The 25,753-nt window shown below is 50.7% G+C and carries 22 protein-coding genes; 1 reads left to right on the plus strand and 21 read right to left on the minus strand.

Annotated elements, in window-relative coordinates:
- Nucleotides 1-150: 150 nt before the first annotated feature.
- The 11 genes from sseB to trmJ all read right to left on the minus strand — a co-directional run bounded on the left by sseB (nucleotide 151) and on the right by trmJ (nucleotide 9,429).
- Complete coding sequence (sseB, locus tag AC2A06_RS10860) at nucleotides 151-1,002, minus strand: enhanced serine sensitivity protein SseB (protein WP_473197149.1); 852 nt, start codon at nucleotides 1,000-1,002, stop codon at nucleotides 151-153.
- Nucleotides 1,003-1,108: 106 nt separating this feature from the next.
- Nucleotides 1,109-2,404 carry an aminopeptidase PepB gene (pepB, locus tag AC2A06_RS10865; RefSeq protein ID WP_484380279.1) on the minus strand — a complete coding sequence of 432 codons (1,296 nt, stop codon included), beginning with the start codon at nucleotides 2,402-2,404 and terminating at the stop codon, nucleotides 1,109-1,111.
- 94 nt (nucleotides 2,405-2,498) lie between these two features.
- Nucleotides 2,499-2,699: a Fe-S cluster assembly protein IscX gene (iscX, locus tag AC2A06_RS10870; protein WP_023489160.1), complete on the minus strand. Its 201-nt coding sequence runs from the start codon at nucleotides 2,697-2,699 to the stop codon at nucleotides 2,499-2,501.
- Between the two features lie 105 nt (nucleotides 2,700-2,804).
- Nucleotides 2,805-3,140 carry an ISC system 2Fe-2S type ferredoxin gene (gene fdx / locus AC2A06_RS10875; RefSeq protein WP_023489159.1) on the minus strand — a complete coding sequence of 112 codons (336 nt, stop codon included), beginning with the start codon at nucleotides 3,138-3,140 and terminating at the stop codon, nucleotides 2,805-2,807.
- Nucleotides 3,141-3,142: 2 nt separating this feature from the next.
- Nucleotides 3,143-4,993 carry a Fe-S protein assembly chaperone HscA gene (hscA, locus tag AC2A06_RS10880; RefSeq protein ID WP_484380280.1) on the minus strand — a complete coding sequence of 617 codons (1,851 nt, stop codon included), beginning with the start codon at nucleotides 4,991-4,993 and terminating at the stop codon, nucleotides 3,143-3,145.
- A gap of 118 nt (nucleotides 4,994-5,111) precedes the next feature.
- Nucleotides 5,112-5,633, minus strand: coding sequence for a co-chaperone HscB (gene hscB / locus AC2A06_RS10885; protein ID WP_484380281.1), 522 nt, complete (start codon nucleotides 5,631-5,633; stop codon nucleotides 5,112-5,114).
- 145 nt (nucleotides 5,634-5,778) lie between these two features.
- Complete coding sequence (iscA, locus tag AC2A06_RS10890; protein WP_023489156.1) at nucleotides 5,779-6,102, minus strand: iron-sulfur cluster assembly protein IscA; 324 nt, start codon at nucleotides 6,100-6,102, stop codon at nucleotides 5,779-5,781.
- 179 nt (nucleotides 6,103-6,281) lie between these two features.
- Nucleotides 6,282-6,668 carry a Fe-S cluster assembly scaffold IscU gene (gene iscU / locus AC2A06_RS10895; protein WP_023489155.1) on the minus strand — a complete coding sequence of 129 codons (387 nt, stop codon included), beginning with the start codon at nucleotides 6,666-6,668 and terminating at the stop codon, nucleotides 6,282-6,284.
- A gap of 24 nt (nucleotides 6,669-6,692) precedes the next feature.
- On the minus strand, nucleotides 6,693-7,907 hold the full coding sequence (locus tag AC2A06_RS10900) for an IscS subfamily cysteine desulfurase (protein ID WP_484380282.1): 1,215 nt from the start codon (nucleotides 7,905-7,907) through the stop codon (nucleotides 6,693-6,695).
- Nucleotides 7,908-7,962: 55 nt separating this feature from the next.
- Complete coding sequence (iscR, locus tag AC2A06_RS10905) at nucleotides 7,963-8,445, minus strand: Fe-S cluster assembly transcriptional regulator IscR (RefSeq protein WP_023489153.1); 483 nt, start codon at nucleotides 8,443-8,445, stop codon at nucleotides 7,963-7,965.
- Between the two features lie 249 nt (nucleotides 8,446-8,694).
- Nucleotides 8,695-9,429, minus strand: a complete 735-nt coding sequence (gene trmJ, locus AC2A06_RS10910; protein ID WP_473197145.1) for a tRNA (cytosine(32)/uridine(32)-2'-O)-methyltransferase TrmJ — start codon at nucleotides 9,427-9,429, stop codon at nucleotides 8,695-8,697.
- A 187-nt stretch (nucleotides 9,430-9,616) separates the two neighbouring features.
- On the opposite strand from trmJ, the gene suhB reads away from it, so the two are divergent.
- Nucleotides 9,617-10,420 (plus strand): inositol-1-monophosphatase, encoded by an 804-nt coding sequence (suhB, locus tag AC2A06_RS10915; RefSeq protein WP_023489151.1) that lies wholly within the window; start codon nucleotides 9,617-9,619, stop codon nucleotides 10,418-10,420.
- Nucleotides 10,421-10,498: 78 nt separating this feature from the next.
- On the opposite strand, the gene AC2A06_RS10920 is transcribed toward suhB, so the two are convergent.
- From AC2A06_RS10920 to purL, 10 genes are all read right to left on the minus strand, one after another.
- Entirely contained in the window at nucleotides 10,499-11,521 is a 1,023-nt protein-coding gene (locus tag AC2A06_RS10920; RefSeq protein ID WP_484380283.1) for a nickel/cobalt transporter, read from the minus strand.
- Entirely contained in the window at nucleotides 11,512-12,153 is a 642-nt protein-coding gene (locus tag AC2A06_RS10925) for a DUF1007 family protein (RefSeq protein ID WP_473197142.1), read from the minus strand. Before AC2A06_RS10925 ends, AC2A06_RS10920 begins: the two co-directional genes overlap by 10 nt.
- Nucleotides 12,154-12,193: 40 nt before the next feature.
- Nucleotides 12,194-13,342, minus strand: coding sequence for a 3-phenylpropionate MFS transporter (locus AC2A06_RS10930; RefSeq protein ID WP_023489148.1), 1,149 nt, complete (start codon nucleotides 13,340-13,342; stop codon nucleotides 12,194-12,196).
- A 168-nt stretch (nucleotides 13,343-13,510) separates the two neighbouring features.
- Entirely contained in the window at nucleotides 13,511-14,764 is a 1,254-nt protein-coding gene (glyA, locus tag AC2A06_RS10935) for a serine hydroxymethyltransferase (RefSeq protein ID WP_484380284.1), read from the minus strand.
- Nucleotides 14,765-15,158: 394 nt separating this feature from the next.
- A complete protein-coding gene (glnB, locus tag AC2A06_RS10940; RefSeq protein WP_484380285.1) occupies nucleotides 15,159-15,497 on the minus strand; it encodes a nitrogen regulatory protein P-II in 339 nt (112 codons plus the stop codon).
- 35 nt (nucleotides 15,498-15,532) lie between these two features.
- Nucleotides 15,533-17,155, minus strand: a complete 1,623-nt coding sequence (locus AC2A06_RS10945) for an NAD+ synthase (RefSeq protein WP_484380286.1) — start codon at nucleotides 17,153-17,155, stop codon at nucleotides 15,533-15,535.
- A gap of 99 nt (nucleotides 17,156-17,254) precedes the next feature.
- Nucleotides 17,255-18,592, minus strand: coding sequence for a two-component system response regulator GlrR (gene glrR / locus AC2A06_RS10950; RefSeq protein WP_484380287.1), 1,338 nt, complete (start codon nucleotides 18,590-18,592; stop codon nucleotides 17,255-17,257).
- The gene (qseG, locus tag AC2A06_RS10955; RefSeq protein ID WP_484380288.1) at nucleotides 18,589-19,590 is read right to left on the minus strand and encodes a two-component system QseEF-associated lipoprotein QseG; all 1,002 of its coding nucleotides are present in this window, start codon (nucleotides 19,588-19,590) and stop codon (nucleotides 18,589-18,591) included. Before qseG ends, glrR begins: the two co-directional genes overlap by 4 nt.
- A 3-nt stretch (nucleotides 19,591-19,593) precedes the next feature.
- Nucleotides 19,594-21,030 carry a sensor histidine kinase gene (locus tag AC2A06_RS10960; RefSeq protein WP_484380289.1) on the minus strand — a complete coding sequence of 479 codons (1,437 nt, stop codon included), beginning with the start codon at nucleotides 21,028-21,030 and terminating at the stop codon, nucleotides 19,594-19,596.
- Between the two features lie 828 nt (nucleotides 21,031-21,858).
- Nucleotides 21,859-25,752: a phosphoribosylformylglycinamidine synthase gene (purL, locus tag AC2A06_RS10965; RefSeq protein WP_484380304.1), complete on the minus strand. Its 3,894-nt coding sequence runs from the start codon at nucleotides 25,750-25,752 to the stop codon at nucleotides 21,859-21,861.
- Nucleotide 25,753: the final 1 nt, after the last annotated feature.

Consider the following 25,753-nt stretch of genomic DNA (forward strand, 5'->3'; position numbering starts at 1 on the left):
TCTATTATAGTTTCCAAAACAGGCCGTACATCGAAGATACGGCCCTATCGAGTGGCGCAGATTATATGTCCACCGTTAACAATTTCCTATGCAAAAATATACATTTCTTTAAAAATAAATGATCGTAATCACTCAATATCGTGATGTTTTTCAAACAGAACTGGAGACATCCGTTGACGGAATAGCGTTTCGCAACCAGCTTCCCCAACGACGCTGATAAAATGGCTGGGTATGATTGACCAAGTAGTGACTCACACCGCGCGCATTCTCTTCTACCAGACAAAAATCGACAGGGTCATCATTCGGTGCTGTTTCACTGGCCACCATGCCGGCTTCACTGATAAGTGCATCAATATCTACCTGCTCACCTTTCACATCTAACCCAATCAGCAGATTGGGCTGCTCATCAACCTCTCGGTCATGTATCAACGCCAGAAAAGCTCGCCGAACCAGCTTACGTTGACTAAATAAGGTGGTAAGTGCATCGATCATTGCCGCTGGATATTCAGTGGGTTGCCCCAACAGCAGTTGAGTTTCTTGTTCAATATCGCGCTCAACGGGTTTCACTACCCCACCTGTGGCTAACAGCATGGCAACTTCATCTGGGAAAAACTCTTTGCTGTATTCCGCTTTGGGGTTGAGAAACAGATGGTCTCCTTGGGTGATTTCAAACAGTACCCGCGTAGGCATAGCAATAAAAGGGTGTTCCTCCTCCGCCACTGCCTGTTGTAACAACGCCAACGAGGAGAAGAAAGGCACCACACTGCTGCCATCTTGCTTTTCCCAGTGCTGAATATTCACCGGTGTTTCTGCATCCAGCGTGATTTCACCTTGCAGTTGCACCTGCTCACTGTCCCCCAAAATATAGACCGTGGCATCCAGCAATTGGCGAAAAAACGCCGGACGATACGCTGGTTGTGATGCCGCTAATTTCAGCAGTTGTTCAAGCTCATCAGAGCTCGACATGGCATCATGCTCATTATGATGATGGTGGGTATTCATCGCCAACTCCAATGTATTAAGGGTTCAGCACCGCTGAACCCTTATAAAATGTCATATCTGTGCACGTCAATTCACAAGGATGAGTGCGCCCCAGCCTGCCCTGCGGTTATTTAGCCTTACGCAGCAACAGATTTGCCAACGTGCGCACCCCTAAGCCCGTCGCACCCGCCGACCACTGCTCGACCGCCCCTTTGCGATAAGTGGCAGAACAGTCAATATGCAACCATCCTTGCTGGTAGTTCTTCACAAAATGCGATAGAAACGCCGCTGCGGTACTGGCACCAGCACTATGTGCGGCCCCTGCAATATTATTAAGATCGGCGAAGTTTGACGGCAATTGACCACGGTGGAATTCTGCCAATGGCAAACGCCAGAATGGCTCGTGCTCCAGTTCGGCACTGACCAGCACTTCTTGCGCCAATGCATCATCAAAGCTGAACAGCGCGTGATAGTCGTTACCTAATGCGGTTTTCGCCGCCCCGGTCAAGGTGGCACAATCGATAATCAGTGCGGACTGTTGCTCACTGGCATCAATCAAACCATCCGCCAGCACCAAGCGCCCTTCGGCATCGGTATTCATCACTTCAACGGTTTTGCCGTTACGGTAGCGAATAATGTCACCCAACTTGAATGCATTACCACTGACCAGATTATCGGCACAACACAAGAACAATTTGACGCGTTGCTGCAAACCACGCAATACCGCCAACGCCAGTGCACCGGTGATGGTCGCAGCGCCTCCCATATCGGACTTCATGGAGTCCATAAAGGCGCTTTGTTTGAGGCTGTAGCCCCCTGAATCAAAGGTAATCCCTTTCCCCACCAAGCATGCAAACACCGGAGCATCCGGGTTACCTGTCGGGTTAAAATCCAGCGCTAATAGCACTGGCGGGCGCTCAGAACCGCGGCCGACACTATACAGGCCAGCATAGTTCTGCTCACGCAGGTCTTCACCTTTGGTAATGCGATAGCTGATGGCTTCACCTGCCACTTCGCACATCAGATCAACGGCACGGGCAGCCAGTTGCTCTGGCCCCAACTCTTCCGCTGGCATATTGATGGTGTCACGTACCCAATCAACCACCATCAGGCGTTGTTGTAGCTCCTGAGATTCCGCTGCGGGTAAAACGGCCCATTCAACACGGCGCTGCCCTTTCGGCCCACGGAACCCCTGCCAGAATGCCCAGCTTTGCTCAAGGCCCCAACCATCACCGGCCAGTTTCACGTTTCTGATACCTTGACCATCTATTTTGCGTGCCGCCCGTTGAATCGCCCCGAGCTTGCTACCCGCAGCCAGATGGATAGTCATCCCTTGGTCATTGGTGCTCAACAACGCCTTGTCACCCCAGCGGGCATCTGCTGGCTGTTGTGATAGTGTGATCTGCATGATTTCAGTGGTCATCGCGTTAACTCCGGATCATTCTTTGCTATACCTTGTACCCCCTGGCGTATTCAAGTTGCCAGGGAGTTAAGGGCTATTTGGCTGATGGTGCTCTTTATTGCGCTTCATCCAGCCAAACCAACAGGATCGCTTCCAATATTTTTTCGTTGGATGCCTGTGGGTTGTCATCAAATTCTTCCAGTTGGCAGATCCATTGGTGCATATCGGTAAAACGTACCGTGGTTGGATCCGTATCAGGATAGGCGTCATACAACGCCTCACCAATTTCACGACTATCTGTCCATTTCAGGCCCATTGTTATCTCCAGGCATTAAAATTACCGGTCACAAAACGGTTGTTTGAATAACGACTCAATTTAAATGACGGTTAAGTTTAAATCACGGCTACGTTTGAATGACGATCAATGTTCACGTGCATGGTTGATGGTATAGCGTGGTATTTCTACCACCAGATCTTCATCGCTGACACGTGCCTGACAACTCAAACGACTCTCGGGCTCCAGCCCCCAGGCTTTATCCAGCATGTCGTCCTCCAGCTCACTGCTTTCGTCGAGGGAATCAAACCCTTCGCGCACAATGCAATGGCAGGTGGTGCAAGCACAGGATTTCTCACAAGCATGCTCAATTTCAATGCCATTGCGCAATGCGACATCAAGGATGGTTTCCCCAACCTCGGCGTCCAATACCGCGCCCTCAGGACAATGATCTTGATTAGGTAAAAAAACAATTTTAGGCATGGTTAAACCTCATCCACAGAATGGCCTGCCAACGCACGACGAATCGAATTGTCCATACGGCGCGCGGCAAAATCTTGAGTTGTTGCATCAACGTCTTTAATAGCGGCTTCAATAGCAGCAGGATCGGTACCTTGCATCACTTGCCGCAGGTTTGCTACCGCCTGGTTGATAGCCTGGCTTTCTGCTTCACTGAGTAACGCTGCATCGCTGGCCAACGCCCCTTGCAAGCTTTCCAGTACCCGAGAAGCTTCAACCTGCTGCTCTGCCAGTTTGCGGGCGCCAATATCGCTTTGCGCATTGGCCATGGAATCTTTGATCATCCCGGCAATTTCCGCATCAGACAAACCATAGGAAGGCTTCACCTGTATAGAGGCTTCAACTCCTGTGGATTTCTCCATCGCCGTCACACTCAACAGACCATCGGCATCAACCTGAAAAGTCACCCGAATATGCGCGCCACCCGCAGCTAGCGGTGGTAAACCACGTAGCGTAAAACGCGCCAGCGAGCGGCAATCGGCCACCAGTTCGCGCTCCCCCTGCAGGACATGAATCATCATGGCGCTCTGACCATCTTTGAAGGTGGTGAACTCTTGCGCACGGGCCACTGGGATGGTGGTATTACGGGGGATCACTTTCTCAACCAGGCCCCCCATGGTTTCCAACCCCAGCGATAATGGGATCACATCCAGCAGCAGCATTTCGCTGTCTGGCTTGTTACCCACCAGAATATCGGCCTGAATAGCCGCACCGATAGCCACCACTTTATCCGGATCGATGGATGTCAGTGGGGTACGGCCAAAAAATGCCCCCACCTGCTCGCGCACCAGCGGAACACGAGTGGACCCACCGACCATCACCACCGCCAAGACCTCATCTATTGTGACTTCAGCATCTTTAAGTGCACGACGGCACGCCAACAGCGTGCGTTTCACCAAAGCAGCAATCAGCGTTTCAAACTGTTCACGGGTCACTTCCCCTTGCCAACCCGCCACATTGACCAGTGTGCTTGGTGCATCACTCAACGCAATTTTGGCCGCAATGGCGGCATCCAGCAATTGACGCTGCACCCCGTGGTCACTGCGATCAGCAACACCGGCTTGCTCGCGCAACCAATCTGCCAGCAAATGATCGAAATCGTCACCACCAAGCGCAGAATCCCCCCCGGTAGCTAAAACTTCAAACACACCACGGCTGAGGCGCAGAATCGAAATATCGAAGGTGCCGCCCCCCAGATCGTAGACAGCAATCACCCCTTCCTGCCCAGAATCCAACCCGTAGGCAATCGCCGCCGCAGTGGGTTCGTTCAACAAGCGCAACACATGCAGGCCAGCCAAGCGCGCCGCATCTTTAGTCCCTTGCCGTTGCGCATCATCAAAATAGGCAGGAACGGTGATCACCACACCATCGAGTTCGCCGTCTAATGCCTCTTTGGCACGTGCAGTCAATGCTTTGAGAATATCCGCAGAGACGCCCACCGGGTTAACCACGCCAGCGGGGGTGACCATCATCGGTAGACCATTATCGCTGGGCTGGAACTGATACGGCAGGTTGGGATAGCGTTGCAGCACATCAACCAGAGAGCGCCCCATCATGCGTTTGACAGAACTGATGGTATTGACCGGATCCTGTGCCGCTTGGGCACGAGCAGCCCAACCGACATGGTATTCGTCCGCCTGGTAATGGACAACTGAAGGTAACAGATAGCGCCCTTGCGCATCAGGCAATACTTCTGCCTGCCCACTGCGAACCGTAGCCACCAACGAGTTGGTGGTGCCCAAGTCAATACCTGCAGCCAGACGGCGCTGGTGCGGCGCAGCACTAAGGCCAGGTTCACTAATTTGTAATAAGGCCATATATCAAAGCTTCCACAATCAAAAATCTCTCCCCTCTCTTGCAAGCCACCGCATGGTGCATGGTGGCGATAGCGCCAAACCCTTGTTGCCAGATTAACGCTTGCAAAGTATCAGGTGATTACTCAAACCCCAGCAGTTTTTCTTCTAGTTGTTCAACCTGTTGCTGCAGTTTGTCCAAAAAACGTAGTTTCCGCACGCTGTCGGCCGCCACTTCCCATTGCTGGTTATCCAACTCCAGTACCATCTGCCTACTACGTTGTTGGCAACTGGTATTCAGACGCGCAGTAAAAGCAGCCAGCGCCTCTGATGCATCGGGTTGATGTGCAATGGCATCAAGCTCTTCACGTAACTCCAACTGCTCCATCAAGAATGCAGGATCACGCAGAGTATGTTGCTCATTACGCAGATCAAAGCCGTGCAAAGATAACATATACTCGGCCCGTTTTAACGGATGCTTGAGTGATTGATAGGCTTCATTAATGGTTGCCGCCTGCTGCAATGCCATCAGGCGTTCACGTTCTGGTTGGGTAGCGAAACGGTCGGGGTGAAATTGGCGCTGCAGATCCTGATAGCGCGAAGTCAACAGGCTGCCGTCCACACTGTAACGAACTGGCAGCCCGAATAAAGTAAAGTAATCCATAATATGCTCTGGGCATTGAATTCTAAATAATTCAAGCTGCGATAGGTCGGTGAACCCTCGAAAACCCGCTATCTAGCTCACTCAAGCAGCAGGGAATCTACTGCTGCTTGAAAAACCGAGCCGTAACGGAGAACGCCATCAATGATCAGACGTTAAAACTTTCGCCGCAGCCACATTCACTAGTAACGTTCGGGTTGTTGAACTTGAAACCTTCGTTCAAACCTTCTTTGACGAAATCAAGTTCGGTCCCATCAAGATAGACCAGGCTCTTGCTGTCAATAATCACTTTGACGCCTTTGTTTTCAAAAACGATGTCGTCATCGTTTTTTTCATCAACAAATTCGAGCACATACGCCATTCCAGAGCAGCCGGAAGTTCGCACTCCCAAGCGCAATCCAAGACCTTTGCCACGGTGGTTCAAAAATGCCTGAACGCGCTGCGCAGCGCTGTCACTCATGGTTATTGACATAGCAACCTCATTCGAAGCCAGGCCCGACTACGCGGGCCAAATAACAAGTTATATACCCAAATTCAATCAAGTTGCAGGTAGGCGGCAATTGAGCAAATCCCTAGGAACATAGCCAACTATGTGACTAGGGTGAGCGAAAGCAGCCAACAACCCTGTGGTTTGATTGCCGACGGGTAAAACTACTTAGTGCCGTGCTTGCTCTTATAGTCAGCAATCGCTGCTTTAATGGCATCTTCTGCCAGAATTGAGCAGTGAATCTTAACGGGGGGCAACTCCAGTTCCTCGGCAATCTGGGTATTTTTAATCGCTTCGGCCTGATCAAGAGATTTACCCTTCATCCACTCGGTCACCAAGGAACTTGAGGCAATGGCAGAACCACAACCGTAGGTCTTGAAACGGGCATCTTCAATAATGCCTTCATCGTTAACCTTGATCTGCAGTTTCATCACATCACCACAGGCCGGTGCACCTACCATCCCACTACCTACGGTTGGATCTTCATTATCAAACGATCCCACGTTACGTGGATTTTCGTAATGGTCTATTACTTTTTCGCTGTATGCCATGACGTTGCTCCTAAATCCTGAGAATTAATGATGTGCCCATTCGATGCTGTTGATATCCACACCCTGCTTGTACATGTCCCACAATGGGGAGAGTTCACGCAGACGGCCAATGGATTTACGTACCAGCGAAATGGTGTAATCGATCTCTTCTTCGGTCGTGAAACGCCCAAGAGAAAAACGAATCGAGCTGTGTGCCAACTCATCACTCATCCCCAGCGCGCGCAGCACATAGGAAGGTTCCAGGCTGGCAGAAGTACAGGCAGAACCGGATGAAACAGCCAAATCTTTCAGCGCCATGATCAACGACTCGCCTTCAACATAGTTGAAGCTGACGTTGAGAATGTTTGGCGCCCCATGCTCCAAATCACCGTTCAGATAGACTTCTTCCATATCTTTCACACCATTCCACAAACGATCACGCAAGCTACTCAAGCGTGCCATTTCAGTGGACATTTCTTCCTTGGCGATACGATAGGCTTCACCCATGCCAACAATCTGGTGGACTGGCAATGTACCGGAGCGCATACCACGCTCATGCCCACCACCGTGAATTTGCGCTTCAATACGGATACGTGGCTTACGGCGCACATACAGGGCACCAATACCTTTAGGACCATAAATTTTATGACCAGTGAAGGACATCAAATCCACTTTCAATTTACTCAGGTCGATAGGCAATTTGCCGACGCTCTGGGTCGCATCAACATGGTAGATAATACCACGGGCACGACACATTTCGCCGATGGTTTCAATATCCTGCACCACACCAATTTCGTTGTTCACATGCATAATGGAAACCAGAATGGTGTCTTCGCGCATCGCCGCAGCAAGGGTATCGAGATCGATAATGCCGTTGCTCTGAGGGGCCAGATAAGTGACCTCAAAGCCTTCACGTTCGAGTTGGCGACAAGTATCCAGCACCGCTTTATGCTCGGTTTTACTGGTAATAATGTGCTTGCCTTTCTTGTGATAGAAATTAGCTACACCCTTGATCGCCAGGTTATTAGACTCGGTAGCCCCAGAAGTGAACACAATCTCACGCGGGTCTGCGCCAACCAGTTCAGCTATTTGATTACGGGCGATATCGACAGCCTCTTCCGCCTGCCACCCGAAACGGTGGGAGCGAGATGCCGGGTTACCGAAAGTACCGTCGAGGGTTAAAAACTGCATCATCTTCTGCGCAACTCGCGGGTCGACCGGTGTGGTTGCCGAGTAGTCCAGATAAATCGGTAATTTCATTGCTCTTTTACTCCGTACATCACTTCCAAAAACAGATAAATGAGTCACTGACTGCTTATGCACGTAGATTCACGTTGATCTTTTCTTGCTGACGCTCATCAAGAGTACGGCGCTGACGATTTGCCACCTCCAGCACATCCTGATCATTAACCAGTTCAGCCAACGTGATGCCATTCAGAAACCCGCTAATACGATCACTGAGGTCACTCCATAAGGAGTGGGTCAGACAGCGGCCCCCCCCTTGGCAACCCTCTTTGCCTTGGCAGCGGGTGGCATCTACTGACTCATCCACTGCAGAGATCACTGCACCAACGGCGATATCACCCATATCCTTGCCCAGCAGATAACCACCACCTGGACCACGCACACTGGCCACCAGGCCATTCTTGCGCAGACGGGAAAAAAGTTGTTCCAGATAAGAGAGTGAAATACCCTGACGTTCGGAAATATCCGCCAGTGGTACTGGCCCTTTCTGGGAGTGTAATGCCACATCAAGCATCGCTGTCACGGCATAACGCCCTTTAGATGTCAGTCTCATAGCTAGTGATTACCTATTGGTCGAACATGTAGTAGAGTCTGACATTCCTGACTAAAACAGTCAACTATTTAACCGCACTATTTACTCAACTATTGGGCCTTTTTATACGACTTGTCTCTGGCTGTGAACCTGTTGCCTGGGTCACTCAAACTTCTTACCAAGGGCATTCAAACTTCTTACCAGGATCATTCAAGCAACGGTCGCCAAACCCGACCCGGTAACGCGGCCCGACCCTGCATGTTACCAAGATTAATTGCCTTGATTTTTATCCTGTTTTTCGATCGATGACAGCATCCCACGCAAAATATTCAGTTCCTGCTCTTCTGGCCGCGCCCGAGCAAATAAACGCCGCAAACGCCCCATCACCTGGCCGGGATTCGCCGCACGGATAAAGCCGGTATGTACCAAGGTCTGCTCCAGATGCTGATAAAACCGTTCAAGATCGTCCACCAGCGGATAGAGCGTTTCTGCCGGTACTGGCGCGCCTTCCTGTTGGCGGTCGAGGTAAGCGACACGCACTTCATAAGCCAGGATCTGTACTGCCATCGCCAGGTTCAACGAGCTGTAATCGGGATTGGCCGGGATCGCCACATGATAGTGACACTTCTGCAATTCATCATTAGTTAGGCCAACACGTTCACGGCCAAAGACTAATGCCACCGGCCCCTGTTCGCTTTCCTGTACGGCTCGCACCCCACAAGTTCGAGGTTCTAACATCGGCCAGGGTAAAGTTCTTGAGCGCGCGCTGGTACCTACCACCAGACGGCAACCGGCAATGGCGGCATCAAAAGTATCAACCAGCGTAGCATTACCAATAACGTCGCTGGCACCTGCAGCCAAGGCGATAGCCTGTGAATCAGGTTTTACCAGTGGATTAACCAGATAAAGGTTGGTTAAGCCCATGGTTTTCATGGCGCGGGCGGTGGAGCCCATATTACCGGTATGGGAAGTCTCAACCAAAACAATGCGGATGTTGTGCAGCATACAAACTCTGAATAGTAGAAGAAAATCGCCATATCCTAACACAGGCATCTCACCAAGTTCATGCAAGTTTCCGCCTCTTGTCTAGCCACATGGATTCAATTTGCACAAACTAAGGCATAGGTATTTTGCCAAACACCTGCTATAATCCGCGCGTTTCTCGTTCTTTAACATCCTGTGGAAAATGCCCATGCATCCGATGCTGACTATCGCTGTGCGCGCTGCGCGTAAAGCGGGTAACTTGATTGCCAAAAATTACGAAACGCCTGACTCTGTAGAAACAACGCAGAAAGGTTCTAATGACTTTGTTACTAACGTTGATCGTGAAGCTGAACGTCAGATCATTGAAATTATCCGTAAGTCTTACCCCAAACACACCATAATCGGTGAAGAATGTGGTGAGTTAGCGGGTGAAGATCAAGATGTACAATGGGTGATTGATCCACTGGATGGCACCACCAACTTTGTCAAACGCTTCCCACACTTCTCCGTTTCCATTGCTGTACGCATTAAAGGCCGTACCGAAGTGGCGGTGGTTTATGACCCGATGCGCAACGAACTGTTCACCGCAACCCGTGGTCAAGGTGCGCAACTCAACGGTTACCGTCTACGCGGCACTAATGCCAAAGACCTGGATGGCACCATCTTGGCCACCGGCTTCCCCTTCAAAGCCAAACAACATGCTCCCTCTTATATTAATCTGATCGGTAAACTGTTTACCCAGTGTGCGGATTTCCGCCGTACCGGTTCCGCAGCACTTGATCTGGCTTATGTCGCCGCTGGCCGTGTTGATGGCTATTTTGAAATCGGCCTAAAACCTTGGGACTTCGCGGCAGGTGAATTGCTGGTCCGCGAATCTGGCGGGGTGGTCACCGATTTTGTGGGCGGTCATAATCACTTGAACTCTGGCAATCTGGTTGCCGGTAACCCACGGGTGGTGAAATCGCTGCTATCAGTGATGCGTGAAGAACTGAGTGAAGCGCTGAAGCGTTAATGTTTTAATTTCTGCGATAACCAAGGTAACTGCCAGAGCGTTACCTTGGTCTCTCCTTATGACTCAAATAAGCAAAGGTTAGCGGGAAAACGGACGAACTCCGCCCCCTAGCTCAGGCTGCGCACTCATATACAGCACTATCCCCGCAAACAGTAAAGTTAAACCGCCAACCAATGCCAAAGTTCCCCAAGCTACGCGACTCCAAGCTGCGGAGGTACGCTGTCGGCTGATGCGTATCGCCAGTTTACGGCTGTAGTGCACAAACAGCGCCAGTAAAGAGATGGTCATTGACGTTCCCAACGCCATCGCCAAGGCAGAAAAAATACCCCAGGTAAAAACACCGATCACTTTGGAGAACAGCAACACCAGGATTGCACCTGAACAAGGGCGCATCCCCATCGCCAGTACAATCGCCGTTGTTGTTCGCCAATCTTTTCCCGCTTGCAACTCAGCATCATTGGGTAAATGGCGATGTCCACAGCCACAATCAATACCATGGGTATGTGTGTCGGGTAAGGGTTGTAAACGGTTAATACGCAGTGCGGGCACTGGACGCAGGGATTTAATCGCCAAATAGAGGCGTTTTAGTGCACGCCAGCTTAGCAATACCCCCAATAATATCACCAAAATATAGCTACCTCGCTCCAGCCAGAAACTACTCTGATGCAGTTGACTGGATGAGAGTTGCAGTACCACCAACACCAGTGTCACCAAGCCAATAGCCACCCCACCCTGTAACAATGAGGCAGCAAAGGTCAGTTTCAGGCTGGTTTTTAAACGTGTTGGATGAGTAGCCAGATAAGTCGCAATCACCACTTTGCCATGCCCTGGCCCCAAAGCATGTAAGACGCCATAACCAAGACTGAACAGCATCAGTGCCATACCCGCTTGCTGTGGTGCCGCCTTGACTTGTTGTAACAGTAGCGCCATTTCCTGATTTAACTTTTTCTGCCACACCACCGTGTGCATCAATATCTGCGGCCAATAGTGCCAAGCCTGCTGGATAACCAGCGCCAGCAAAATCAAAAACAGCAGCAGTGGCCATAACCCGAGCATCCAATGATATTTCTGTCCCGCAGGTTGCCTGATCTTTATTTGCATGTCAGCGTCACTCGCTGGGCAAATTGTTGCCCTAATGCCAGGTCTTCAGGGGGGGAGTCACTCTTGTCCAGAGACATGGCATAGGTTTTCAATGATGAATCCGGCTTGGGTGTCATCAAATTCAACTCACAGTGTTTGGCCATCTCTGGTGGCAACTGTAATGCTTTTTGATCCTGGTAGGACATATCAACAAAATAGGTGGGATCATAGGTGGAAATCTTAAAGGGTTTACCCACCAACGGTTGTGCTTCCGCCAGTGGTAATACAAACTCCAATACCGCCTTATTTCCCTGGCGCGAAAGATGGTATTCCGTGGGCAGATTCAAGTATTTCACCGGTTTACCATCACGGTAAATATCGGTGAAATAGTGCTGCGCCAATACATTAGCCATCACCTCCGCCGCCAATTGTTTCCAGATTTCGGAATCACTTTTAGCGTTTTCAGCATCATACAACAGATCTGCTGAGGTCATTTCATCCATAACCCAAACCATTTTCAACCCAACCAGTTTCTGGTCTTTGGCGATAAACGTGGTATTCATATCAATAAAACTGTGTGGGTGGGCAATGGTTGCCATGCTGAACAACATTAACAGGCCAGCCAGCACCCTCGGGCCGCAGTGTTTCATCATAAAAATCGACTCATTGTTGTTGTCTACCCAATCATGCCCGTTACCGTTCGCCCGCAACTGAGATGGTTTTGGCTATAAACAGTACCGGCACCACGATTGCCGCCATTACCCAAAATACATCCTGCTGTAGATGTTCAAACAGAAAGCCAGCGACCACCGTCATCACGGCGATACCGCCCCCCATTGCCAGAGCAGAATAGACGGCCTGTAAGCGAATCACTTCTGCGCCTTGGCGTGCCGCGATAAAACGCATTGCTGCCAGATGACAGACCGTAAAGGTGCCGCAATGTAGCACTTGTATCAATAGCAGCATGGAGAGTTCCGTCGTAGAAGCCATCAACCCCCAGCGCAGCAAACCACATACCGCCGATAACAGCAGTAAACTCCCTGCATTCCAACGACGGAACAGGAAATTGCTGCAGGCAAAGAGTATCACTTCTGCCACCACCCCCAATGACCACAGGTAACCCACGCTAGCAGCGGAATAACCGGCTTCTTGCCAATAGATAGAAGCAAAGCTGTAATACCCGGCATGGGCCCCTTGCAATAGCGTCACGCACAATAGAAACCGCCATACCGGGCCTTCACTCAGCAATTCACGCCAGGAGCGGTTGCTGTTATGTTGTGCACGCAGCCCGCCGGTGGGCATGACACTGGGCTTGAGTAACATACCCAGCCACACCGCCAATAGGCTGATTAACAAGCTGAACAAGATGGCATTATGGCCCCAGACAGAAACCAGTTTGCCGGTCAGTGCGGAGCCCACCACAAAGGCCAGCGACCCCCATAAACGTACCCGGCCATAATCCAGCGCTATTTGCCGCTGCCAGGTTGCTGCCAACGCATCAGTCAACGGCACTAACGGTGAGGAAAGCAGGTTGAAACCCACCAGCACCAACATCAGCCAAGCCCAGCCGTTACCAAAACAAAACCCGACAGCAGAAACCAGGGAAAGCAGGGCCAAAAGGCGTAATGCACTAATTAAACGCGAGGGATCTTTAACACGAGGGGCAATCAACAAGCTACCGAGAAAACGGGCAACCAAACCGGCGCCGAGCAAGATACCAATAGTTTCTGGTGCCAGCCCTTCCTCTTTCAGCCATACACTCCAGAATGGCAGGTAAATACCAAAAGAAAAAAAATAAGTGAAATAACTCAGAGCAAGCCAATGCGTTGATTGCAGAACCATATTCCCTCCAGCCAGAGCCAACGGCATACTTTGACAGAGATCACATCTTGCAGCAATGTTCCCTGATGTTTAAACCACAAGGGTGCAATCTAGCTCACGGTTTATTGCAATAGTGTTAAAAAAACCCGCCGTAGCGGGTTTCGTCAGTCTATAGCGCAATCACTATAACTAGGCATACACCGGCAGACGAGCACAAATCTCCAGCACTTTTTTCTTGGTGCGTTCAATGGTGGATTCGTCGTTAATGTTATCCAATACGTCACAGATCCAGCCAGCCAGTTCACGCACCTCAGCTTCTTTAAAGCCACGGCGAGTCACTGCTGGCGTACCGATACGCACACCCGAGGTCACAAACGGGCTCTTCGGATCGTTTGGCACGCTGTTCTTGTTAACGGTGATATTGGCACGGCCCAGTGCGGCGTCGGCCTCTTTACCGGTCAGATTCTTATCTACTAGATCCAGCAGGAACAGGTGGTTGTGAGTGCCACCAGAAACTACCTTGTAACCACGCTTGAGGAATACATCGACCATCGCTTTAGCGTTGATTGCCACTTGTTGTTGGTAAACTTTGAACTCGGGCTCCATCGCTTCTTTTAATGCTACCGCTTTACCAGCGATCACATGCATCAATGGGCCACCCTGACCACCAGGGAACACAGCTGAGTTCAGTTTTTTATACAACTCTTCATCGCCGCCCTTAGCCAGGATCAAGCCGCCGCGCGGACCTGCCAGGGTTTTGTGCGTCGTGGTGGTAACGATATGAGCATGGGGCAGCGGATTCGGGTAAACACCTGCCGCGATCAGACCAGCAACGTGCGCCATATCCACAAACAGGTAAGCACCGATGCTGTCGGCTATTTCACGCATTTTTGCCCAGTCAACAACACCGGAATAGGCAGAAAAACCACCGATAATCATTTTTGGCTGATGGAGCTGCGCTTGTTTAGCCAAGTCGTCATAGTCAATCTGACCTGTTTCATCAATGCCGTAAGGCACCACTTTATATAACTTACCCGACAGGTTCACCGGTGAACCATGAGTCAAGTGGCCACCATGTGCCAGGTTCATCCCCAGGATGGTGTCACCTGGTTGCAGCAGTGCAGTATAGACAGCAAAGTTCGCTTGAGAACCAGAGTGTGGCTGCACGTTGGCATAGTCGGCACCGAACAGCTCTTTAGCACGATCGATAGCCAGTTGCTCAACGATATCCACATACTCGCAACCACCGTAATAACGCTTGCCAGGATAGCCTTCCGCATATTTATTAGTCAGTTGAGAACCTTGGGCCTGCATAACACGCGGGCTGGTGTAGTTCTCTGAGGCAATCAGTTCGATGTGCTCTTCCTGACGCACCACTTCTTGCTCCATTGCACGCCACAATTCGGCATCATAATCTGCAATGTTCATTTCACGCTTTAACATCCGGCATCTCCTGGCTTTAATTCAGCTGACATACCCTATCGGTTTCAAGTTACCCACTTATTAGCGGTGTGAGTTCACGCAGCCACCTCGTTCGCGAATCGCCTGGGAAGTGGCTGATTTGCCCCCTAGCGGTAACTTGGACCAATCAAGGTATAAAAATCCCCCTTTGGGCTCTGGGCAACAGTGTAAACCGTTTTACCCTATTGAGGATAGGCCTTGACAGAGGTTTTTACGCAAACGATTGGCTTTAGGTGGCACAAGGCTTTGATCCATTTACCACTCAATGATTGGCACTGGATTTTTGCTCATGATGATCATGCAGACTTTTCATGTTTGATGGCAGGAATAGTGGATAATTCCTGCCGCTTGAACGGAAAAATTAAACGCGGGAAAGTTAAATCGCTTCTTCATCCTGTTCGCCAGTGCGAATACGCACTACGCGAGCAACATCAAAAACAAAGATTTTTCCATCGCCAATCTTACCGGTTTGCGCCGTTTGCATGATGGTTTCTACACAAGTTTCCACAATGTCATCAGGCACGACGATTTCAATTTTAACTTTCGGCAAGAAGTCGACCATATACTCCGCACCACGATATAACTCGGTATGTCCTTTCTGGCGGCCAAAGCCTTTAACTTCCGTTACCGTCATCCCGGTAATGCCCACTTCGGCTAATGCCTCACGCACATCATCCAATTTAAACGGCTTGATAATCGCGTCGATTTTTTTCATCTTATTTCCTCGCGCCTATCCACTAGGCTCTTAAATTACCAATTTTTACGGCCAAAGCCTGAAGTGATCGGATAACGACGATCTTTGCCGAAGTTGCGAGCCGTGATACGCGGGCCCACCGCAGCCTGACGGCGCTTATATTCGTTAATATCCACCAGGCGAATTACCTTACGTACCACTGACTCTTCAAAGCCCTCTGCCACCAGATCAGCAACTGACTTGTCATGCTCAACGTAACCTTCCAAGATAGCGTCCAGAATATCATAGGGTGGCAGACTGTCTTGATCGCATTGGTCCGGTGCCAATTCGGCGGAAGGTGGGCGATCAATCACCCGTTGCGGAATCACGTAGGAGAGCGTATTGCGGTACTCAGACAGTTTGAATACCAGTGTCTTGGGGACGTCCTTCAATACATCAAAGCCGCCAGCCATATCACCATACAACGTGGCATAGCCCACCGCCATTTCGCTTTTATTGCCGGTGGTCAATACAATACTGCGGCGTTTATTAGAAAGGGCCATCAGCACTACACCACGACAACGCGCCTGCAGATTCTCTTCAGTGGTATCTTGCTGTGTGCCAGAAAACATCGGTGTCAGTTGCCCCATAAAAGCATCAAACATCGGTTCGATCGAGACAATATCAAATTCCACACCGAGGATTTCAGCTTCTTCTTTGGCATCCGCAATACTGATATCCGCCGTGTAGCGAAACGGCATCATTAACGCCTGCACCCGCTCTTTTCCTAGCGCATCAACGGCGATCGCCAAGGTCAACGCTGAGTCGATCCCCCCAGACAACCCAAGCACCGCACCTTTAAAACCATTTTTGGTCACGTAGTCACGTACCGCCAGCACCAAGGCAGCATAGATCTGCGCCAACTGCGGCATTTCTGCCGCTGGCGACACCATTGGCACCACATTCAGCTCATTAAATTCCAGCCGAGTAACCTGTTCACTAAAGGCCGCCAAGCGGTGAGTGATATTACCGGCCGCATCAAAAACCTTGGAACAACCGTCAAAAATCAGTTCATCCTGCCCACCTACCTGATTAAGGTAGACTAATGGCAAACCACTACGCTGGCAGTGCCCCTCTATCAGCGTGTTGCGGATATAAGGTTTTTCTCGACTATAGGGGGAGGCATTAATCGACAGTATGATTTCTGCGCCTGCCGCTTTCGCGGCGTCAACCGGCTCTGGAAACCATAAATCTTCACAAATCAACAGCCCGAGGCGATAGCCTTTCAGGCTCACCACACAACTTTTATTGCCAGGTTGGAAATAGCGTTTTTCGTCAAAAACACCATAATTCGGTAGTTGTTGTTTGAAATAGCGCGCCTGTAAACGGCCGGCAGAAAACAGCGACAGGGCATTATACAGTTTGCCCTCTTCACGCCACGGGTGCCCCAGCAGAATAGCCACATCGCCGGAGGCCTGCCGTAAACGTTCCAACTGGATATCACAACGCTGATAGAAATCATCGCGATACAGCAAGTCTTCTGGCGGATAACCGGACAACGCCAGCTCCGTGAACATCACCAGATCGACACCCGCTTGTTGCTGCTCGTGCACCGTTTGTAACATGCGTTCGCAGTTGCCTTCAATATCGCCCACCAGCAAATTCAGCTGGGCCAACGCAATGGAAAGTGATCTACTCATATCTCTATCATCTGCCCTACCGCAACAAAGAAAGCGAAGTGTAAAGCATTCCGCCTCATTTGTTGAGAACCTGCATTTTCAGGTTCAGAAAAGGAAACATCATTCTTTGAAATCGTTGGCATCCAGCTCGTGGCGCGACAACAATTTATAGAACTCAGTACGATTACGGCCTGCCATACGCGCAGCCTGAGTTACATTACCCTTGGTGATTTGCAACAACTTGCGCAAATAGTGTAATTCAAACTGATTTCGCGCTTCGACAAAGGTTGGCAATACCGTGTTTTCCCCCTCCAACGCCTGCTCCACCAGCGCATCACTGATCACCGGAGCCGTTGTCAGAGCCACACACTGTTCGATAACGTTCACCAATTGGCGAACATTGCCAGGCCAGTTGGCGGTCATCAGGCGTTTCATGGCATCAGAGGAAAAACTACGCACAAACGGCTTATGCCGTTGCGCGGACTCACGTAATAAATGGTTTGCCAACAGCGGAATATCTTCTGCCCGTTCATTAAGCGCAGGTATTTTCAGGTTAACCACATTCAGGCGGTAGTAAAGATCTTCACGGAATTCTTTCTTCGCCATCGCCTTGGGTAAATCCCGGTGAGTGGCAGAAATGATACGAACATCAATATCAAGATCGCGGTTACTGCCCAATGGCCGGACTTTACGTTCCTGCAAAACACGCAGCAGCTTGACCTGTAAAGAGAGGGGCATATCACCAATTTCATCAAGGAACAGTGTGCCACCCGCAGCAGCCTGAAACAGCCCCTCACGGTTGCTTACCGCGCCGGTAAATGCCCCTTTGGCATGCCCAAACAATTCCGACTCCAACAATTGTTCTGGTAATGCACCACAGTTGATCGCAATAAACTCTTTTTTACCCCGTGGACTGGCGCGGTGGATAGCTTGCGCCAATACTTCTTTACCAGTACCACTCTGGCCGTTGATCAAGACACTGACATCTGACTGAGCAACCATCTTCGCCTGTTCAATCAACCTCAGCATCAGTGGACTACGGGTGACAATCTCCTCTCGCCAACTGTCATCCCCTGCGGGGGCAGCCAAGGACAACGCTTCATCAATGGCTTTGTACAGCGCCTCACGATCAACCGGCTTGGTTAGAAAACTGAAAACACCTTGTTGAGTGGCGGCCACTGCGTCAGGAATCGAACCATGTGCGGTCAGAATAATCACTGGCATCCCTGGCTGATATTTTTGGATTTCAGTAAACAGCGCCATGCCGTCCATCTCATCCATACGCAAATCACTGATAACCAAGTCAATACTTTGACGTGTCAGCAAGCGTAACGCTTCCTGGCCACTTTCTGCCGTCGTGACCTGAAACCCCTCGCTAGTCAGGCGCATCCCCAATAGTTTAAGCAGGCTGGGATCATCATCCACCAACAACAGATTAGCCGGTTTGCGAACAGTCATTGGGTAGCTTCCCTCTTATGCTCCGGGGCTGGACCATCAATATCTTCCGTCTCTACCGGTTGGGCTGGGATAGCCGTACCCATTGCTGGTGCCGGCTCAGGCTCAGTTGCTTTTGCTGGTGCATTCGATGCCGCCGGCTTGGGTTCCGCTGGCTTGCTTGAGGGCGCGGTCACTTTAGCGGGTGCAGTGGCGGCAGCTGGCTTGGGTTCCACGGCTTTAGCCGGTGTTGCGTGCTTATCTACTTCGACTTTAGATTGTGTGGTCGTGCTGTCGGGAATTTCGCCCTGTAATTGCTTACGCGATGAGAGTTGACGCTCGATATCAGTCAAGTTCTCTAACTTACGCGCAGTAACCTGCAACTGGTTCTGTAAACGAAGCTGGTTCTGATGTAATGACTCAATCTGGCTATCGGTACTCTGTTGCAATTGCTGGTAGCGTGTTCGCTCATCGACCAACGAAACTTGTAAAACCTGTTGCCGCCGCCATAGCTGCAGTAATGGACGCACTGAATCAGGAAACTCGAGATGATAGCTATCCAGACGAGCAATGATCTGGCGGCGTTCAGCGGCTGTTGGCTCTGCGCTGGCCAACAACATACCTTGCTTGACAGCATTAGACCAGTTGCTGTCTGGCAAGGTTTTGGCCAACGAGCGCGCCTGGGGAGAACCGAGACGATCGGCACAATCCAACGCCCGTAACCAGTAAAGTGAATTCGCCAAAAACTCTTCTTCATCGAGTTGCAACAAGCTATCACAGGATGCAGTACGGAAATCTACCACTTTGGGATGCGTAATGGTCTCATATTGCTGTTGCACCTCCGTATTACTGGCAGAATGCGGGGTACAACCTATCAAAAGAACAGGAGCTATCAAAAGAACAGGGGTCAAAAAGAGCGAGCCCAAAAAAGAAAAGGAGTTTTTACCAAGGGATAAGCAGCGGGATACACGCGATAAACCTTCAGTATGCGTAAGATGAGCGCAGTTAGACCCTGTGTACATTATTTATTCACTCTCTGCGATTAGTGGCAATTCAATTCGGAAACAAACATCGGCGTCAGATAGGTTAACCAGTTTCAGTTCACCACGCATACGGCGAATACAGTCCTGCGCAATACTCAGCCCCAGCCCACTTCCTTTGACCGCCCCTTTTCGCTGGTGACTCCCTTGGAAAAAAGGCTCAAAAATCATGGTTTGCTCAGCTTCTGGAATGGGTGTACCCGTATTAGCGACATCAATTTGTACTCGTTGGTCCACCTGACGGCTACGGATCCAAATGTTACCGGATTCCTTGCCGTAGTGCACCGCATTGGAATAAAGATTATCCAGAACGCGCATTAATAGTGTAGGTTCAGCCCAACAATATTTCGCCTCAAGTCTCACTTCAGTACGGATCATCTTGGCTCGAGCAGGTAAACTATGGGCAGCGACCACCATATCCACCAGTTCCTCCAACTCGACATTCTCATGTTCTGACGGCCCATCAGCCAGCTTACGGTTGTAATCCAGCAGTTGTTCGATCAGTTGTTGCAGATGTCGGCTGCTCTGATCGAGGATCGCCACCACCTCTTTTTGGTCGGTGGTCAGTGCCCCCACCACCTCATCGGCCAGCAATTCAGTCCCTTCTCGCATACTGGCCAAGGGGGTTTTCAACTCATGGGAGATATGGCGTAAAAACTCATGGCGCTGTGACTCCAACCACGCCAAACGTTCACTTAACCAGATAATGCGTTGTGCCAGCGAGCGCAACTCACGAGGCCCTTTAAAAGAGGCCATCATGCCAATAGGCCGCCCTTCCCCAAGACGGTTAATCATCCGCTCTACCGCCTTGACCGGCCCGATGATCATGCGGGTAAACAGCATCACCAACAGCACACTGACCAGGAACAATAACAGTGCCTGCCAACCAAAATATTGACCACGTTCAGCTATCGCTTGTTGTAACTGTTGACCGCGGGAAAAGATAACACTGCGGGTCGCTTGGACCATTTCTGCATTAGAACGTGAAAATGACTCCAGCAGCAGCGAGGCATCCTTATCGGGGCCACTGCCCTGGCATTTGATAGTAGCGAGTTGTGTCAGCAAGTCACGTAAGGTCTGATAGTAACGTTCATCCGGCAAAATAGGCGCGTGGGCATCCAGTAGCTGTGAATACTGTTTACGCTGGTTTTGGTATAAGCGTTCCAGAGTGGGTTCCACCAGCACACAATACTGCCGATAACTGCGCTCCATTTCTAACGCCATGCTGGTCATCGCTTCACTGCGCCGAGCATCAGTCAGCGTGGTACGGTTAATATCCGCCGCCTGGGCACTCAGATTATTCAGGCTCTGATAAGCCTGATAAGCCAGGATCAGCAGCGGCAGCAGCACCAATAGAAATGCCATCACCACCAATTGACGCAGCGAGCGTGGGAATAGACGCCATCTTTTCAAGGAAATCATTTCGTTATCTATACCAGGTTCATTCTAACTGTAGGATAACACAACCCGTGTCTATTGGGTTTCAGCCCTGCGGTGCTTCCACAAAGATTGTCATATTGTCGCCACCAAGTAGCAAATGAATTGGCACTAACCAAGGAATTAACGAAGAGAGGTATTGGTCTTGAACGCTGGGGCAATGCTGCCCCAGAGCAAGAAAGCGTGGATGCTGACTTCGCGTCCCCAGGTGATGTAGTACGTATAATATAATACAGAACTGGCATCGAATCAGGACGAAAACATCCATAAGTATCCGGGATTGATGAACACTTCATCACAGTTGGATACAAGGCGGTGCCTCACTCAACGTGTCGCCCGATGCTTGATAAAGCCACTTGCGCAGCAATTATCGGTTTGGTTGGACGATAGGCACCATTACTTTGGCATCATTCGGCGGCTTATGAGGCGCTGTTCCGCTAATACGGGGCCGGTCATAAAAAATTGAATGAGCAACTGGGCATTATAATGCACGACTTGTGCCAAGTTTGAATAATTATTTTTAATTACCTGATTATAATCAATAAATTATTTAATCTGGGTTTATAAGAGAGTGCCCCACCCACAAAAGATGAGTAAGTTTTCTTCTTACCGTCGCTAAATCCCGACAGCTTAATACCAGTAAAATAACCATCATTAAAATCAATATGTTACATGTCGCTTTTTAGAGACAGTCAATATAGCGGTTGTCTCTAAAAACCGACAGCTGCCCGCTAAAAATAAAAGGGCACCATCAAATGTGCCCTTAGACCAACAAAATCAACCCGTTATTAGCACCAGTAGGCCATCGGCAACCTAGCCCAACTGTTTACGGGCATTGCGGAACATCCGCATCCAGGAGCTATCTTCCCCCCACTCATCTGGGTGCCAGGAGTGACTGACCGTACGGAACACCCGCTCAGGATGCGGCATCATCACCGTGGCCCGGCCACTGCTGCTCGTCACGGCAGTGATGCCATTCGGTGAACCGTTCGGATTAGCCGGATAAGCTTCGGTGACCTGGCCATAGTTATCGACAAAACGTAATGCTACCAAACCATGCTGCTCCAGTGCCGCCAAATGCTCCGCATCTCGCACCTCAACATGCCCCTCGCCATGAGAAACAGCAATTGGCATGCGCGAACCCACCATCCCCTGCATAAACAGTGATGGGCTGTCTGCCACTTCCACCAAGCTGAAACGAGCTTCAAAACGGTCTGACAAATTACGCACAAAACGCGGCCAATGTTCCGCACCTGGGATTAACTCCCGCAGGTTGGACATCATCTGACAACCGTTGCAAACACCCAGAGCCAAAGTCTGAGGACGATGGAAAAACTCGGCAAACTCATCGCGCACACGGTCATTAAATAGAATTGATTTAGCCCAGCCCTCTCCTGCTCCCAACACATCGCCATAGGAGAAGCCACCACAAGCCACCAATGCCTGGAACGTTTGTAAATCACGACGGCCTGACAGCAAATCACTCATATGCACATCAACGGCATCGAAACCAGCACGGTGGAAGGCTGCCGCCATCTCGACATGGGAGTTAACCCCCTGCTCACGCAATACCGCCACTTTCGGGCGCAGGCCCTTGGCGATATAAGGTGCAGCGATATCTTCATCAGGTGTGAATGTCAGTTTGACGTTGAGGCCCGGATCGCCATCATCTTGCTTAGCCTGATGTTCCTGGTCAGCACAGTGCGGATTATCTCGCAAACGTTGCATCTGCCATGTGGTTTCCGCCCACCAGGTACGCAGGGTACTGCGTTTTTCGCTATATACCGGTTTGCCTGCACAGGTAATGACAAAATCGTCGCCACTCAATACCTGACCGAGGTAATGCACATTATCGACCAGGCCATGCTGGGCAAACACCTGTTGCACTGCAGCCAACTGTGTTGCTGGTACCTGGAGCACCGCCCCCAATTCTTCATTGAACAGTGCAGCCAGCGTATCCTCACCTAATGGCTGTATATCCACATTCATACCGCAATGGCCTGCAAACGCCATTTCTGCCAACGTGACCAACAGGCCGCCATCAGAACGGTCGTGATAAGCCAGCAGCGCACGCTCCGCCACCAACTGCTGCATCGCGTTGAAGAAACCGGCCAATTGCTTGGCATCACGAACATCCGCAGGTTTATCACCCAACTGGCGATAAACCTGAGCCAGAGCGGTTGCCCCCAGCGCATTGTGACCATTTCCCAGGTCAACCAGCAATAAAGCGCTATCGCCTTTATCAGTACGCAGTTGAGGTGTCACGGTATGGCGCACATCTTCAACGCGGGCAAATGCGGTGATCACCAACGACAGCGGTGATGTCATTTCACGCTGTTCATTATCCTGCTGCCAGCGGGTTTTCATCGACATGGAGTCTTTCCCCACCGGGATAGTGATCCCCAACGCCGGGCACAGCTCTTCTCCTACTGCTTTTACCGCATCATAAAGACCGGCATCTTCTCCTGGGTGACCCGCCGCAGCCATCCAGTTAGCAGAAAGTTTCACTCGCTTGAGTGAGCCAATCTCAGTCGCCGCCAGATTGGTCAGTGCCTCCCCGACTGCCAAACGGCCGGAAGCGGCAAAATCCAATAGCGCCACCGGTGCACGCTCACCAATGGACATCGCCTCACCGTAATAACTGTCCAGACTGGCGCTAGTGACCGCACAATCAGCCACTGGGATTTGCCATGGCCCCACCATTTGGTCCCGGGCGACCATTCCGGTCACGCTACGGTCACCAATGGTGATTAAAAAGGTTTTCTCTGCCACTGCGGGCAAATGCAGCACGCGCTTTACCGCATCAGCCAGGGTGATCCCAGCACGCTGCAATGTTTCACCCGTTGCCTGCAAACGTGTCACATCACGGGTCATTTTAGGTGTTTTACCCAGCAACACGTCCAGCGGCATATCGATCGGCTGATTGTTGAAGTGGCTGTCATGGAGTGTTAAATGGCGTTCTTCGGTGGCTTCGCCAATGACGGCATAAGGTGCGCGCTCACGGCGGCAAATTTGGTCAAACTGTGCCATCTGCGCTGGCGCGATGGCCAATACATAACGCTCTTGGGATTCGTTACACCACACTTCCAGTGGGCTCATACCCGGTTCGTCATTGAGAATATCGCGCAGCTCAAAACGCCCACCCCGGCCACCATCGCTGACCAGTTCCGGCATCGCATTTGACAGACCACCCGCCCCGACATCATGAATAAACAGGATAGGGTTACTGGCTCCCAACTGCCAGCAGCGGTCAATCACTTCCTGGCAACGGCGTTCCATTTCCGGGTTATCACGCTGTACTGAGGCAAAATCCAGGTCGGCATCCGATTGCCCCGAGGCCATCGAGGAAGCGGCGCCACCACCCAAACCGATATTCATTGCCGGGCCACCCAGTACCACCAGTTTGGCACCTACGCTGATCTCGCCTTTTTGCACGTGGTCAGCACGGATATTACCCAAACCGCCAGCCAGCATAATCGGCTTATGGTAACCACGGAGTTCAACACCATTATGGCTGTTAACACGTTCTTCATAAGTACGGAAGTAACCCACCAATGCCGGGCGGCCAAATTCATTATTAAATGCCGCCCCGCCCAATGGGCCTTCGGTCATAATATCCAGTGCCGTGACGATCCGCTCTGGCTTACCAAAATCCTGCTCCCAGGGTTGTTCAAACCCAGGGATACGCAAGTTGGATACAGAAAAACCCACTAAACCTGCTTTCGGTTTTGCTCCGCGCCCTGTGGCACCTTCGTCACGGATCTCACCGCCAGAACCGGTAGCCGCTCCCGGCCAAGGGGAAATGGCGGTTGGGTGGTTATGGGTCTCAACTTTCATCAAGATATGCGCGGCTTCCTGATGATAGTCATACTGATCACTGCCCGCTGCCGCAAAGAAACGCCCTACCTGTGACCCTTCCATGACCGCCGCATTGTCTTTATAAGCGGACAAAACATAATCCGGCGTCTGTTCGAAGGTATTTTTGATCATTTTGAACAAGGACTTCGGCTGCGGTTTGCCATCAATCACCCAGTCGGCATTAAAAATTTTATGACGACAATGTTCAGAGTTGGCCTGGGCAAACATGTACAACTCAATATCGCTAGGATTACGTCCCAACTGAGTAAAGGCATTCAGCAAATAATCAATTTCATCCGGTGCCAATGCCAAACCCAGTTTGATATTGGCCTGCTCCAACGCACTACGGCCTTGCCCTAATAGGTCAATCACCTGATAGGGAGCCGGTTGGTGGTGAGAGAACAGTTTTTCTGCCTGCTGGAGTTCAGTGAATACCGTTTCCATCATGCGGTCATGCAGCAAGCTAGCGAGTATCTGCTTCTGAGTCTCATTCAGTGTTGGGGCTATGACATAAAATGCCAAGCCACGCTCCAGACGAACCACCTGTGTCAAACCACAGTTATGGGCAATGTCAGTGGCTTTAGATGACCATGGAGAAATCGTACCCGGACGCGGCGTCACCAGTAGCAGTTGCCCCTCAGGGGCGTGTTCTGCAAGTGAAGGACCATACTTGAGCAACCGCTGCAGTTTGGCGTGGTCCTCAGCACTTAATGGCGCACTCACATCAGCAAAGTGGACATATTCGGCATAGATATCACTGATCGGAAGTTGAGCTTCCTGGCAGCGTGACAGCAATTTGGTAACACGAAAAGCCGACAAAGCGGGCGAACCACGCAGTATTTCCATAATC

The sequence above is a fragment of the Serratia sp. HNCC26DJ244 genome, from assembly GCF_057180565.1.

Excerpts from the sequence above, each read along its gene's own strand:
- sseB (WP_473197149.1), bottom strand. The coding sequence starts at position 1,002 with ATGAATACCCACCATCATCATAATGAGCATGATGCCATGTCGAGCTCT.
- pepB (WP_484380279.1), bottom strand. The coding sequence starts at position 2,404 with ATGACCACTGAAATCATGCAGATCACACTATCACAACAGCCAGCAGAT.
- iscX (WP_023489160.1), bottom strand. The coding sequence starts at position 2,699 with ATGGGCCTGAAATGGACAGATAGTCGTGAAATTGGTGAGGCGTTGTAT.
- fdx (WP_023489159.1), bottom strand. The coding sequence starts at position 3,140 with ATGCCTAAAATTGTTTTTTTACCTAATCAAGATCATTGTCCTGAGGGC.
- hscA (WP_484380280.1), bottom strand. The coding sequence starts at position 4,993 with ATGGCCTTATTACAAATTAGTGAACCTGGCCTTAGTGCTGCGCCGCAC.
- hscB (WP_484380281.1), bottom strand. The coding sequence starts at position 5,633 with ATGGATTACTTTACTTTATTCGGGCTGCCAGTTCGTTACAGTGTGGAC.
- iscA (WP_023489156.1), bottom strand. The coding sequence starts at position 6,102 with ATGTCAATAACCATGAGTGACAGCGCTGCGCAGCGCGTTCAGGCATTT.
- iscU (WP_023489155.1), bottom strand. The coding sequence starts at position 6,668 with ATGGCATACAGCGAAAAAGTAATAGACCATTACGAAAATCCACGTAAC.
- AC2A06_RS10900 (WP_484380282.1), bottom strand. The coding sequence starts at position 7,907 with ATGAAATTACCGATTTATCTGGACTACTCGGCAACCACACCGGTCGAC.
- iscR (WP_023489153.1), bottom strand. The coding sequence starts at position 8,445 with ATGAGACTGACATCTAAAGGGCGTTATGCCGTGACAGCGATGCTTGAT.
- trmJ (WP_473197145.1), bottom strand. The coding sequence starts at position 9,429 with ATGCTGCACAACATCCGCATTGTTTTGGTTGAGACTTCCCATACCGGT.
- suhB (WP_023489151.1), top strand. The coding sequence starts at position 9,617 with ATGCATCCGATGCTGACTATCGCTGTGCGCGCTGCGCGTAAAGCGGGT.
- AC2A06_RS10920 (WP_484380283.1), bottom strand. The coding sequence starts at position 11,521 with ATGCAAATAAAGATCAGGCAACCTGCGGGACAGAAATATCATTGGATG.
- AC2A06_RS10925 (WP_473197142.1), bottom strand. The coding sequence starts at position 12,153 with ATGATGAAACACTGCGGCCCGAGGGTGCTGGCTGGCCTGTTAATGTTG.
- AC2A06_RS10930 (WP_023489148.1), bottom strand. The coding sequence starts at position 13,342 with ATGGTTCTGCAATCAACGCATTGGCTTGCTCTGAGTTATTTCACTTAT.
- glyA (WP_484380284.1), bottom strand. The coding sequence starts at position 14,764 with ATGTTAAAGCGTGAAATGAACATTGCAGATTATGATGCCGAATTGTGG.
- glnB (WP_484380285.1), bottom strand. The coding sequence starts at position 15,497 with ATGAAAAAAATCGACGCGATTATCAAGCCGTTTAAATTGGATGATGTG.
- AC2A06_RS10945 (WP_484380286.1), bottom strand. The coding sequence starts at position 17,155 with ATGAGTAGATCACTTTCCATTGCGTTGGCCCAGCTGAATTTGCTGGTG.
- glrR (WP_484380287.1), bottom strand. The coding sequence starts at position 18,592 with ATGACTGTTCGCAAACCGGCTAATCTGTTGTTGGTGGATGATGATCCC.
- qseG (WP_484380288.1), bottom strand. The coding sequence starts at position 19,590 with ATGTACACAGGGTCTAACTGCGCTCATCTTACGCATACTGAAGGTTTA.
- AC2A06_RS10960 (WP_484380289.1), bottom strand. The coding sequence starts at position 21,030 with ATGATTTCCTTGAAAAGATGGCGTCTATTCCCACGCTCGCTGCGTCAA.